General features: G+C 61.9%; 9 protein-coding genes. 3 read left to right on the forward strand and 6 right to left on the reverse strand.

The annotated features are described in order from the left end of the window. Positions 1-57 precede the first annotated feature (57 nt). Positions 58-750 carry a GNAT family N-acetyltransferase gene (locus tag AWU82_RS27730; RefSeq protein ID WP_064378926.1) on the forward strand — a complete coding sequence of 231 codons (693 nt, stop codon included), beginning with the start codon at positions 58-60 and terminating at the stop codon, positions 748-750. A gap of 159 nt (positions 751-909) precedes the next feature. Here the strand turns inward: AWU82_RS27730 and AWU82_RS27735 are convergent, their stop codons facing one another. Beyond that, on the reverse strand, positions 910-1,716 hold the full coding sequence (locus AWU82_RS27735; protein WP_064378925.1) for a class I SAM-dependent methyltransferase: 807 nt from the start codon (positions 1,714-1,716) through the stop codon (positions 910-912). 164 nt (positions 1,717-1,880) lie between these two features. On the opposite strand from AWU82_RS27735, the gene AWU82_RS27740 reads away from it, so the two are divergent. Further along, positions 1,881-2,249: a hypothetical protein gene (locus AWU82_RS27740; RefSeq protein WP_064378924.1), complete on the forward strand. Its 369-nt coding sequence runs from the start codon at positions 1,881-1,883 to the stop codon at positions 2,247-2,249. Here AWU82_RS27740 and AWU82_RS27745 read toward each other — a convergent pair. From AWU82_RS27745 to AWU82_RS27765, 5 genes are all read right to left on the reverse strand, one after another. Next, positions 2,240-3,676, reverse strand: a complete 1,437-nt coding sequence (locus tag AWU82_RS27745) for a sigma-54-dependent transcriptional regulator (RefSeq protein ID WP_064378923.1) — start codon at positions 3,674-3,676, stop codon at positions 2,240-2,242. The two genes, AWU82_RS27740 and AWU82_RS27745, sit on opposite strands and share 10 nt — an antisense overlap. Continuing rightward, positions 3,645-5,138, reverse strand: coding sequence for a sensor histidine kinase (locus tag AWU82_RS27750; protein ID WP_064378922.1), 1,494 nt, complete (start codon positions 5,136-5,138; stop codon positions 3,645-3,647). Before AWU82_RS27750 ends, AWU82_RS27745 begins: the two co-directional genes overlap by 32 nt. A 104-nt stretch (positions 5,139-5,242) precedes the next feature. Beyond that, on the reverse strand, positions 5,243-6,313 hold the full coding sequence (locus AWU82_RS27755) for an SCO family protein (protein ID WP_223290665.1): 1,071 nt from the start codon (positions 6,311-6,313) through the stop codon (positions 5,243-5,245). 17 nt (positions 6,314-6,330) lie between these two features. Continuing rightward, positions 6,331-9,138 (reverse strand): multicopper oxidase domain-containing protein, encoded by a 2,808-nt coding sequence (locus tag AWU82_RS27760; protein ID WP_064384031.1) that lies wholly within the window; start codon positions 9,136-9,138, stop codon positions 6,331-6,333. Positions 9,139-9,297: 159 nt separating this feature from the next. Beyond that, positions 9,298-10,746 (reverse strand): sensor histidine kinase, encoded by a 1,449-nt coding sequence (locus AWU82_RS27765; protein WP_064378920.1) that lies wholly within the window; start codon positions 10,744-10,746, stop codon positions 9,298-9,300. Between the two features lie 413 nt (positions 10,747-11,159). On the opposite strand from AWU82_RS27765, the gene AWU82_RS27770 reads away from it, so the two are divergent. Next, entirely contained in the window at positions 11,160-12,506 is a 1,347-nt protein-coding gene (locus tag AWU82_RS27770; protein ID WP_064378919.1) for a hypothetical protein, read from the forward strand. Positions 12,507-12,519: the final 13 nt, after the last annotated feature.

Genomic DNA, 12,519 nt, shown 5'->3' on the forward strand with positions numbered 1-12,519 from the left:
ATCTATACCCACAAAAGCGTCATCCACAACACCCGGGCTCCGGCCTCGGAGGGCATCATGAACGTCATTGAAAAGCTGCGTGAACGTATCAAGCAAAAAGGCCTGGGCCGCACCTTCGGCACGTTGTGGAAACGCTACGTGTTCTTCCATTGGGAACTGTTGTGGATGGAGCGCGACCTGGTCAGCCCGGTACCGCCGCACAAGCTGCGCCCCTACGACGGTCTGCGCAAAGTCGACATCACCGCCGAGAATGCCGGCGCGTTCGCCAGGCACTTCGGTGACCGGGTGCAGACCATGGCCGAACTGGCCGACGAAGGCCACACCGGGCACATGTACCTGGACGCCGACGGCCATGCGGTCGGGTTCATCTGGGGCAGCAGTCGTGACTACCACGACCGCCACTATTACGGCTGCACCTTCCCGGTCAAACCCGGCGAGTTCTTCGAGTTCGGCGGCGAAATGACCCGCGCCTACTTCGGCAGCAGCCTGTCGGTGGACGTTCAGGTCGCCCTCTGGGAAGCCATGGCCGCCCAGGGCTGCAACAAAGTGGTGGACGTCTGCGAAACCCACAACATCCCGGCGCTGAAACTGCACATCCGCATGGGCTATCACGAACAGGGCCGCGTCACCCACGTCTATTGCCTGTTCGGCAAATGGCGGTTCTTCCGTGAAACCCGCTACGAAGGCTCACGCCTCGATCCGCTGCGCAAGCCGGGACGGCCGGTGGTGACGGCGGCTGCGCAGGCTTGAAATTTGTGGCGGCTTTGCAGCCGCCATCGCGGGCAAGCCCGCTCCCACAGGATTTATGTCGACCACAAAATACGTGATTGCCGTAGATCCCTGTGGGAGCGGGCTTGCCCCGGGCGGCGATCCGACGATAGGGCCAGTCGCCGCACCTCAATTGTCAGGTCAGGACTTCACCCCCACCCACGTAAAACACATCGGCATCTGCGCCTCGCGGTTCTGGTACTGGTCATAGGCTTCTTCCCGGTTTGAGTGCGGGTATTCCTTGAAGTGCGTGATGGTCAGGCCGGCCTCGAGGGCGGCGGTGAAGATCGCGCCGAGGGTGTGCGCGAACCAGTAAGACTTCGCCGCCGGCTGTTCGACCTTGCCGACGTAGACGATCGGTTCTTCCTGCACGAACGGTTCTTCGCGGAAATACGAGCTGGCGAGGCGAAACGGGTCTTCGGCCTCGGGGTCGACCATTTCCAGGAACGGGTGGGTCTCGTAGATCACCAGTTGTCCGCCCGGTTTGAGGGTCGAGGCGACGTGGCGAAAGAACTCGCCGATGTCAGGCATCCAGCCAAAGACGCCGATGGTGATCAGCGCAACGTCGAAACGGGCGCGCAGCGATTCGGGCAAATGATGAATATCGGCTTCGATGAACTCGGCGTTATGCGGCGAACGCTTGTTCAGTTCGCGGGCCTGTTCGAGAAACGCGCTCGACTGATCGATGCCGACCACGCTCCGTGCGCCGAGGGCAAACAGCGAAAGGCTTTCGCGACCGTTGTTGCAACACAACTGCACAACGTCTTTGCCATCGACACCGACCTGCTCGAGCAAGCCGCGAAGGGTGTCGTCGAGGCAGGAAAAATCGGCCTGCGCAACTTCGGTCAGCAAGGCCTGCCACTCGGGGGAGTCCTGGTGATGACGGGCGGAATCATTCCACGCCTGTCGATTGCTCTCGACGGCGTTTTTATTGTTCGGCACTTCCATGGCGCACTCCGGGCGATGCTCACCATTGAGCGGCCCGAGTCTAGTTCAGCCTCGCGCAACAGGTTGTTGCGAACTTGTAAGCCGACCACGCCTGCAACAACGCCGTGCACCACGGGCAGCTATAGTTAACAACCTTGGGGAAATCCGCTTCCACAGGTGCTGCCATGGGAATGTTCAATCGACTGCTGTTGTCCGCCTGTCTGCTCGCCGCCGCCCAGGCGCAGGCGCTGGACAGCAATTTCAACTACTACGGGGCGGACCAGCCCTTTGCCCACCCTGCTCCACCGTCGCTGTCGGCCCAGCCGCCCCGGCCGTTCGATGACACGCCGCCGCAGGATTTCATCGTCATCCCGGATCGCCGTGTTTTCCAGGACTCGCAACTGCCGACCGTGGCCGATGCGACGGTGCGGGTGTTTATCCGCACCTACGATGCCGAGCGCGGCATTTACGTCAACGACGAGGTGCTGGACCCGACGTGCGTGCTGGAATGCCTCGGCTCGCCGAATCCACGCAGCACCGCCGTTTACCACTGACGCTTGTCCGGCCGCGCCAGGCCGAGCTTTTCGATGCGGTAGCGCAGCATGTCGCGGCTCAGGCCCAGCAGGCGCGCCGATTTGGTGACGTTCCAGTCGGTCTTGTCGAGCATCTTGCGCACCATGTCGCGCTCGACTTCCGGCAGGTTCATCGATTCGGTGTTGCTCGCCGGACGCGGTTCGAAGTGCGGGTGCTGCACCTCGTGCTGATGCTGCGGTGGCAGCTCATCGCACAGGCTCATGCACACGTTCAGTTGATGAGCGGCGATGGTGTCGTTTGGCGCCAGCAGCACGGTTTGTTCGAGCATGTTGCGCAGCTCGCGCACGTTACCCGGCCAGGTGTAACTGAGCAGCAGTTCTTCGGCCTGATCGCTGAAATGCAGGTTCGGTTTGCCATAGCGCTTGCCGTGACTGGCGAGGAAGTGCCGGGCCAGCAGCAGGATGTCTTCGCCACGGGCGTACAGACGCGGCACCTTGATCGAGATGATCCGCAGCCGGAAAAACAGATCGCGGCGGAACTTGCCCTGCTGGACCATCTGTTCAAGGTTGCAATTGGTGGCGCTGATCACCCGCAGGTTGACCTTGCGCTCCTTCACCGAGCCGACCCGGCGAATGGTGCGATCCTCCAGCAATTTCAGCAGCTTGGCCTGGAGCACCAGATCCATTTCACCGATTTCATCGAGAAACAGCGTGCCGCCATCTGCGGCTTCCACCAGCCCGACCCGGCGGTCCTTGGCATCGGTGAACGCGCCTTTCTCGTGACCGAACAGCTCCGACTCCACCAGGTTGGCCGGAATCGACGCGCAGTTGAATTCAATGAACGGGCCTTTGCTGCGCGCACCGTCGAAATGCAGCGCACGGGCAACCAGCTCCTTGCCGGTACCGGTTTCGCCCTCCACCAGCACCGGCGGCAGATCGCCGTTGGTCATGCGCCGCTCGGCTTCGAGCAACTGACCGATGGTGTTCTTCAAATGCAGCATCGGCGCCGATTCGCCGATCAGCGCCTGTACTCCGGATTTCTGCGCCTCACGCTCCTGATAGAACGACAGCGTGCGCTCCATCCGTTCGGTGGCCAGGGCCTTGTCCAGCAGCAGTTTGAGTTCCGGCAGCGCGACCGGTTTGGTGACGTAATGAAAGGCGCCCTCCTTCATCGCGACCACCGCGTCTTCGACGTTGCCGTAACCGGTCATCATGATCACTTTCAGGTCCGGCGCGCTGATGCGCAGCTTCTGGATCAGATCGTGACCGCTCATGCCCGGCAGCGAGTTGTCGGTCAGGACGATGTCCGGCATGAAGCTTTCCAGTTGCCCCAGCGCGTCCTCGGCCGAGTGGCAGACCGTCACCTCGAAGTCCTTGCGCTCCAGGTAGGTCTGAATATTCTCGGCCAGCAGTTCGTCATCCTCGACCAGCAGAATGCTGTGTTCCATATTCCCCTCCCGATGCCACTCTAAAGTTGAGACTGACGCGGGTTCCTTCCTGCTCGCGGCTGGTCAGCATGACCGAACCCTGAAACCGCTCCATGATTCGCTTGACCAGCGCCAGGCCGACCCCGAGGCCGCCCTGCTTGGTGGTGAAAAACGGTTTGAACACCAGTTGTTGCTGCTGCGCGCTCATGCCTTTGCCAGTGTCGCTCAGGGTCATGCGCACCTGACCGGTCTGCGCCGTTTCAATCTCGACACTGAGTACGCCGCCTCTGGGCATCGCTTCCAGGGCATTGGCAAACAGGCTATTGAGAATTTGCGTGAGCAGCACCTGTTGACTGACCACCGGCGGGCAATCTTGTGGTGCGAATCGCACTTCGACGCCATTGCGCCGGATCAACGCATCAAACGCCCCCAGGGTGTCCTCGACCGCCGCCAGCAGGTCCACCGCCTCGCCGTCGTCACTCATCGGGCGCAACGACACCAGCAGTTCGCGAACCCAGCGCGACATGCGGTCGACCTGGCTGATGATGTCGCCGATGTTGCGCTGTGCGCCGGGGCTGGCGATTTCCTGGGCCAGTTCGGCGCTGGAACGAATGGTCGCCAGCGGGTTGCGCAGGCTGTGGGCCACCGCCGAAGACATCTCGCCCAGAGCGACAAAGGTTTCATTGCTGATCAGTTGCTGCTGCTGGCTTTGCAGCAGCGTCGAGGCGCGCCGTACGATCCAGAACAACCCGAGGTAAATCGCCGCGCCGCCGAGGATCGTCGCAGCCCAGATCGAGGCGAACCCTCGGTCGATACGGTCGACCAGATCCGCCGGTTCCTTGTAGATCTCGACCATGGCGACCACTTTGCTTTTGTCGGCGTTGAACATCGGAATGTAGTTTTCGATGAACAGGTATTTGGGTTCGCGAGAAAGCCGCTGCTCGGGTTTTTCATCGTCGATCTTGTGATAACTGGAAGACACCGGGACTTTCATCTCGAACGACTCATCCAGCTCGTCGTCGTCTTCAAACTTGACGTTGATCAGTTCGGGGTTGGTCGACCAGATGACCGTGCGGTCCAGGGCGTACACCGTGGCCAGCAGAACATCCGGCAAATGTTCGACATGATCGAGAAACTCGGCACGGGCCATTGCATGGGACAGCGGATCGACGTCGGGGTAGTTCCCGTCCTGGCGCGAGTCGAGCATCTCGCCCATGGTCCGTTGCGGCGTGATGTTGGCATGGCGCATTTCCGCATCGCCGATGGCCTGCACGAATTGCGCGGTGAGCAGCGCATCGCGCTCCACGCTTTCGGTGACCACGAAGCGCGTGGAGATATACCCCAGCCCCAGCGCCACGGCCGCGATGATGAAAAAACTGGCCAGCGAGAACCAGCGCAGCAGATTGAACTGCCCGCCCCAACTCTTGATGGCTGCCAACGCTATGTTCGGCGCTGCTGTTTTTTGTTCTTCCAGTTGCTGCATGGGATTGCCCTGGCTTTTTTGTGTCGAGCCCGTTACAGCCGCCTTCTCGAATGAGTGTAGGTGGCAATGACCGTGACACACGGTTCAATGATGCTATTTAGCCGCTACTGCATACGACTCACCGTTTCGCTGGCAGAAGCCGGTTTTACTGGCGTCAATGCCCCGTCGGCCAAGGGCTGCACGGACGGATGCTGACGCTCGGTTTCGGCACTCAGAAAGTCGATGATCGACTGCGCCGAGGCCTCGTCCAGGCGCAGATTGGGCATCGGAATACGCTCGTATTGCTCATACAGTTGCAGTGCGATCGGGTCTTTCTCCGCCAGCACACGATCCGGTTCGCGGATCCAGCGATTGAGCCAGGCCGCGTCGCGCTGACGGGTCACGCCGATCAGGTCCGGGCCGATGTTGCGCATGCCGATGCCTTCGCCATCCTGCGGGCCGAGGCTGTGGCACGAAGCGCAGCGGGTGCGGAACAGTTCTTCGCCATTGCTCGGCGGCCGGATCTGCGGGGCGTCGGCGTAGCTTTCTTCGGTGCTGGCCTGTTTCCAGTTTTGCAGCGTGTTGGCCAGTTGGTCGGCGAGGATCCATGGGTTTTCGAACGGCGAGGCTTTCATCCAGCGCCCGGTGCTCTGGTTGCCGACGATCAGGCTCAGGTTGTGGTCCTTGGTGCGCCCGTTGTCGACGCCTTCGATGAACAGCCCGAGCTTCTTGCGCAGCTCGGTGACGTCTTCGAACTCGCCGGTGAGGAATTTCCAGCCGGGGCCGACCTTGAAGCGTTGCGCATAGGCCTTGAGCACTGCGGGGGTGTCGCTCAACGGGTCGATGGTGATCGAGTAGAAAAAGATGTCTTTCCCGACTCGGTCCCCAAGCAGTTTCTGCACCTGGCGCAGGCGCGCGGTTTCCAGTGGGCAGGAGTCGCTGCACGAGGTGAAGATGAAGTTGATCACCACCACCTTGTCTTTGATCAGGTCATCGAAAAAGCGCACCTGTCGACCGTCCTGGTCGGTCAGCAGGGTGTTGGGGAAATAGTCGCCACCCCACGGGGTGGCGGATTCACTGGCGCCTTCGGGCTGCGCCTGATGGGCGATGAGCACCTGGCTGCCGAGCAGGCAGGTGACCAGCACCAGAATCAGGTGCATGCCCAGGGCGCGGGAGCGCGGCGTTGGCTGGGTCATGTCGGCTCCCTCCCTTTTCATGGTTTCACGGTCACTTGCGGGCCGAAGCCGTCGCCAGTGCGGAAGGTTGGCAGCGCAGCGGAGTTGACGTAGCGCACGCCATCCCAGCTCGGCAACGGTGTCGGCATCAACTGCAGTTGCCCGGGTTTCTCGAGGTCCCAACGCAGCAGCATCGAGTTGTCCTCATGCTGGGTGTTGTGACAGTGCTCCATGTAGGTCCCGGCAAACTCGCGGAAGTTGATCGCCATCTCGACGTTGTCCAGCCCGTCGGCCTCCGAACCGATCCGGTAGACGTCCTTGCGCGCCCATTTTTCCCATTCAGGCGGGGCCTTGCCGCCACGGCTGAGGATGATCCCCTCCTCGAAGTGCACGTGTACCGGATGGCTCCAGCCCGTGCCGCCGGCCTTGATGTTCCACACTTCCAGGGTGCCGATGCCGCTGACTCCGGCGTCGGTCGGGCCGCTGGCCAGTTTGGTCGAGGCATTCAACCGGCGTGGGTCCATGTGGAAGCCGAAACCGCTATCGGTCTTGATCGTCCACGGCGCTTCATCGGTGCCGTCGGCGCGACCGAAGGTGAAGGTCCGGTGCAGCGCCTTGGCCAGCAACGCCTTGTCGGCAGCGTTGTCGCGGTGGATCTTCAGCGGAATCATCACCAGGCCTTCCGCCTTGCCCGGTTTGGCCGGTTCGTAGGCCGCCGGGTTCATCGACAGATCCTGGCCGGTATAAGCCTTGACGTTGAGTTGCAGGACCTTGCCTACCACCGGGTCACCCCGATCCCATTGCGGACCCTTGCTGGTCTGTTTGATGACTGCCAGGTATTTCTCCGACAGCACGTCGGCCAGCGGGATCACTTCTTTCGGGCCCTTGCCGTCGTCCTGGGCTTGCAGGTTGACGAAGAACAGCTTGTCGCCCGGCTTGATGCCGTTTTTCGCGAAGTTGACGATGATGTCGAACCGCTCGGCGATGCCCTGGGTCGGCAGAATCGCGTTGTGGTTCTGCTTGTCGCCGTCGGCATCCAGGTCCATCGTGCCGTCGAACGGTACGCTGTGTTCCATGATGTTGCCGTCGTTGGCGATCATGTGGAACGGCACGCGGCTGTAGGACACACCGGAGTTTCTCGGTCCCTGGAACTCACCACTGGTGCCTTTGACTTCACGCACCAGGGCGAGCTTGAAGTAGCGCGACACCGAACCATTGAGGAGGCGGAAGCGATAACTGCGCGCCCGCACGTCGAGGGTCGGTTTCCATTGCCAGTTGACCAGCACCTGATCGCCGATGAAGCCGTCGGTGTTGAACGGGTTGAACCACAACTGGCCCTGCTGATCCCAGGCCTTGTCGGCGAACACCAGATTGACGTCGTAGTCGCGGTTGCCCCACGGCAAGGCGCTGCCGCTGGGGAAACGCAGGTTGACGCCGTCGTTCACCGATTCGTTGCCACGGTCCAAGGCGCTGTAGTAGTTCATCATCGCCGCGTTGCCCTTGTAGACGTTCTGCGCGGTGAAATCGAGCATGTGGTCGTGGAACCAGTGGGTGCTCATGGTTTCGCGCCAGTCGCCACGAATCTTGATGGTGCCGTGGTCGCAGGTCTTTTTCGCAGGTTGCAGGTCGTTGACCCACAGGGTTTCCCCCGGTGCGCAGGGAAACGCGGCGCGCGGATCTTCGGCCTTGGTGTTGATGCTGTCGTAACCGGCGAGCTGGATCGGCCAGCGATAGTCGTAAAACTGGCCGGGGAAGAAGAACGCGTTGGCATAACCGTCGCTTTCTGCTGGCGCATGGCCGTTGTGCTCATGGGTGGTGATGGTGTGCAGACCGAAACCACGGTTGGCCGACGGATCGATCGGCAAGCCGTTGTAATGCCGCATCAGCACCGGTTGGCCGTAGCGCACCATCAACAGTTTCGGCGGCAGCGTGCCGTCGAAGGTCCACACCGAGTTGTGATCCTGCACCGGCATCGCCGGGTGGAACCGTGGGTCGACACCCTTGGCCGTGCCATCGGTCGCCGGCACGCCCGCGACGTTGTGGTACAGGCCGCCGGGGCCGAACTCGCCGACGGCGTAACCGTGCATCTGCCGACTGTCACGCAGACCACCGTTCAGCCGCGCGCCGGTCTGCACGGTCTTGTAAGCGACTTGCGGGTAAAACTCGTTCCAGCGCTGATGAGCCCAGCCTTTTCCCGGTGGCCGGCCTTCGGCGGAGGAACCGATGTGACGGTTGAGAAACAGTTCGATCTGCGCCTGCCAAGGGTTGCGGTCAACCGTGTTGGCATACTGGCTCGGAAATGGCGTGAGCCCCGGTTGACGCAAAAACGCATCCAGCGCCGTGCCGGGAGGCGCGCTGCGGGCGATGTTGTTCGGGTCTTGCGCCGGCGCCGGGCCGATGGCGGCCGGCGGGAAACTCAACGGCGCAGCCGGTGTGGTCGGGTCGAGTTTTTCCGGACCGAACTCTTCGAACAGCACCAGTTGCTGAGTGAACGGCTGGGCACCGTACAGCGGGCTCGGCTTGCCGTTGGTGGGGTAATTGAAACTGGTCTGGACGGTGGGCGGCAGGATGTTTTCCATGCGCGTCGTATTGCGCGTGCCTTTGACCCCGTCAGGCAGATCGAAGGAGTCTAAGTTGGCCTCGGGCATCGTCAGGATTGCATTGAGCGCGCCAGCGCGGTCTTCGGGCTCGTCGTAATAGGCCGACGGGTCGGACGCTTCCGGCTGATTCTCGTCGTCGATCGGGCTCGCTCGCACCCCGGTCATCTGGCCAAGGGCCAACATCAAGAAGACGCTCAGTGGCGTCAACAGGAACAGCTTTTTGGGGTCACGCATTGCTCTGTCCATCATCAGCCGCCTCATCTAAGGAAGGGGTGATGGTGTTTTGCAATTAACTCGCCAAAAAATCATTTCCAGTTGTTACAGGGGCTTGCGAGCGCTGTTGCATGCCCCACTCCCCGGTGACTGGGGCCTGACACCCACTGCTGGGGAGAAGTTCACCCCAATTTACTGAATGAGTTGAAACGCCAGACGAACGGTGGTGCCCTTGCCTTCCCGGCTGTCGAGGCTTACGCCTCCGCCGAAGCGCTCCATGATCCGTTTGACCAGCACCAGCCCCACCCCGAGGCCGCCCTGTTTGGTGGTGAAGAACGGCCGGAACGCCATGCTGCGCTGCTCTTCGCTCATGCCTTTGCCGGTATCGCTGAGCATGACGCTCACGCCACGGCTGTCGCTCGGTTCGAGGGTGATGGTCAGTGTGCCGCCCTTGTCCATCGCTTCCAGCGCGTTGGCCAGCAGGCTGTTGAGGATTTGTGTGAGCTGCACCGGATGGCTCAGCACCATCGGCGTCTGCTGAGGTTGAAACACCACGTGCACGCCAGCCTTGGCAATCTGCTGCTCGAACGCCATCAGGCTGTCGTGCAGCGCCGCCACCAGGTTCACCGGTTCCGGGTCGTCATTGAGCGGTCGCAGCGATTGCAGCAGTTCGCGCACCCACTTCGACATGCGATCGACCTGGCCGATGATGTCCTTGACGTTCTTCTGCGCCGGCCCCGCATCGAATTCCAGGGCCAGCTCGGCGCTCGAGCGAATGGTCGCCAGCGGGTTGCGCAGACTGTGGGCCACCGCCGAAGACATCTCGCCCAGCGCGACAAAGGTTTCGTTGGCGATCAGTTGTTTCTGCTGGGCTGCCAGCAGAATCGCCGCCCGACGCACGATCCAGTACAACCCCAGGTAAATCAGCCCGCCGCCCAGCGCGGTGGCCAGCCAGATCAGCGCCAGACCGCGCTCCATGCGGGCGATCAGGTCCTTGGGCTCCTTATAGATCTCGACCATCGCCGTGACGTTCTTGCCCTCGGCGTCGAACAGTGGAATGTAGTTTTCAATGAAGATGTATTCCGGCGGCACCACGAACTTCTGTTCTTCACGGCCCTTGTCTACGTTGTGGTAACTCGCCGACACCGGGATCCTCTGATCGAACGCCCGGTCGAGGTCTTCGTCGGCATGAATGCGGGTGTTGACCAGCGCCGGGTTGGTCGACCAGATCACGGTACGGTCCGGCGCATAAATGTTGGCGAGGATCACATCCGGCAAATGCTCGATGTGATCAAGAAACTCACCTCTGGCGCTGGCCCGGGCCTGCGGGTCGACATCGGGAAAATCGTTGTCCTGACGAGGGTCGAGCAACTCGCCCATGGTGCGGATATTGGGGATCGAGACATGGCGCACTTCCGCCGACGCAATCGCCTGAATGAACTGCGCGGTCAGCAGGGCATCGCGCTGCACGCTTTCTTCGATCACGAACCGTGTCGACACCGCCCCGAGCGCCACCGCCACGGTGCCGATCACCGCCATGCTGATCAATGAAAACCAGCGCAACAGGTTAAACGGCTGCTTGCGCGAGTTCAGCCGCTGGCTGCCCTCCTCGACCGGTAGCGTTTTTGACTGCATGTTCATGGCGGCGACTTCCCGATACGTCCCTATAGGGTTATAGCCCACGGTTGGGTGTTTGCCCGGATGCGGGTGCCCCACAAGCCACCCGGATAACCACAAAACCCTGTGGGAGCTGCGGTGCGACGATTCGACTTGCCAGCGATAGCGGACTTCCAGTGCCCAAAGTAGTGACTGACACGACGCCATCGCTGGCAAGCCAGCTCCCACAGTTTTTTGCGCAGCGCCCGCCCCACAATCCCCAATGCTGGGGGATGTCGCCCTATGCACGCTGTATCCACAACCTGCGCGACAAGCCGCCAAGCCTTGCGCCACGGGCCTTTGCCGCCGGTTGGTCGGTCGTTGGTATGGAAGTTGTAAAGCCCCTCTGCAACTGACCCATCCCCAAGGGGCAGGTACTTTGATAGAGGGATTAACTCATGCACCCTTTACTGTCCAAAACCGCGACCGTCCTGGTCGTGAGCGCTTTGGCCCAGGGCATTGCCCAGGCCGCTCTGTTCGCCGTCGACCCGGGTCCCTACACGCCGGCCAATGGCGGTTTCGCCAGCTGGTATCAGGACACCCACGGTCGCACCCTGGATCTGTGCCTGTCCAAAGCACTCAGCTCCCGCGTACCGAGCACACCCGGCGCCCCGTCGTACATGTGCTCGCTGCTGCCGACCCCCGGCGTGTTCGATGACACGCAGCCGCTCGTATTCCCCACCAACTTCCCCGATGAAGCCTTCTGGTTCACTGGCGATACCTCCATCGTCGATGCGGCACGCGGCATCAATCTGACTTACGTCAGCGCCGTCGAAGCTGCCTTTGCCGCCGGTGATCCGGTGGAGGGCGACCAGATCAGCTTCGCGCGGATCCGCATCCGGGTCGATGTGCCCACCGCCGGCACCTACGTTATCACCCACCCGTACGGCGTCGATGTGTTCACCGTCGACACCCCCGGCCGGCGCGCGATCAACATGACCCGCGACATCGGCATCGGCACTCCGCAAACCTATGACGGCGCGCTCAAGGGCGACATCGGTCCGTTCCTGCGCAGCGTCAACGGGCCCTACACCGAGACCAACCCTTTGACCGGTGCGGCCGAGCAGTTCGTGGGCGATCCGAACCTCAATGAGGCCGTAACCGGCAGCCCGTTCAACACCAACTTCGTACGCATCGAAGGCCCCGGTGGCATCGACCTGCGCAGCACGACTTTCGCCGTGTCCGGCAAGTTGTCGACAGTGGTGCGGCCAACGCCTCTGATCACTGAGCGCAGCACCTACTCGCGCAAGCCCGGTGAAAGCGCACCAGTGGCCCAACAAGACGTGTTCGTCAAAGCCCCGCCGGCACCGGGCACCGCGGCCATCACCAGCAGCACGCCCGTGGTGAACATGACAGAAGCCGACAGCACCGGCAGCTGGTATGCGCAATCGGCGGTCAACCCGACTTTGCCGGCCGTGTTGCAAGTGACCGCCGACAACCACCTGGCGATCGCCACCAGCTCGCCGACCACCCTGCCCATGACCCTGACCGACCTGGTGGTGATCCAGCGCGCCGAGTACAGCCTCAGTTCCGGGCAATTGACCGTGGTGGCCACGACCAGTGACGAAACCTCGCCACCGGTGCTCACCGCCACCTCCGACACCGGCGCCGCTATCGGTGCGCTGGGTGGCGACGGTGCGGAGAAAACCCTGGCCACCGGGATCACGCCGATACCACCGGCCAAGGTTCGGGTGACGTCGTCCAACGGCGGCAGCGATACCGAAGAAGTGGTCATCGTGCAATGAACGCTCACATGCC

The sequence above is a fragment of the Pseudomonas glycinae genome (assembly GCF_001594225.2).
Lineage (GTDB): Bacteria > Pseudomonadota > Gammaproteobacteria > Pseudomonadales > Pseudomonadaceae > Aquipseudomonas > Aquipseudomonas glycinae.

Coding starts and splice junctions, on each gene's coding strand:
- AWU82_RS27760 (WP_064384031.1), bottom strand. CDS start 9,138: ATGGACAGAGCAATGCGTGACCCCAAAAAGCTGTTCCTGTTGACGCCA.
- AWU82_RS27735 (WP_064378925.1), bottom strand. CDS start 1,716: ATGGAAGTGCCGAACAATAAAAACGCCGTCGAGAGCAATCGACAGGCG.
- AWU82_RS27730 (WP_064378926.1), top strand. CDS start 58: ATGAACGTCATTGAAAAGCTGCGTGAACGTATCAAGCAAAAAGGCCTG.
- AWU82_RS27750 (WP_064378922.1), bottom strand. CDS start 5,138: ATGCAGCAACTGGAAGAACAAAAAACAGCAGCGCCGAACATAGCGTTG.
- AWU82_RS27745 (WP_064378923.1), bottom strand. CDS start 3,676: ATGGAACACAGCATTCTGCTGGTCGAGGATGACGAACTGCTGGCCGAG.
- AWU82_RS27770 (WP_064378919.1), top strand. CDS start 11,160: ATGCACCCTTTACTGTCCAAAACCGCGACCGTCCTGGTCGTGAGCGCT.
- AWU82_RS27740 (WP_064378924.1), top strand. CDS start 1,881: ATGGGAATGTTCAATCGACTGCTGTTGTCCGCCTGTCTGCTCGCCGCC.
- AWU82_RS27755 (WP_223290665.1), bottom strand. CDS start 6,313: ATGACCCAGCCAACGCCGCGCTCCCGCGCCCTGGGCATGCACCTGATT.
- AWU82_RS27765 (WP_064378920.1), bottom strand. CDS start 10,746: ATGAACATGCAGTCAAAAACGCTACCGGTCGAGGAGGGCAGCCAGCGG.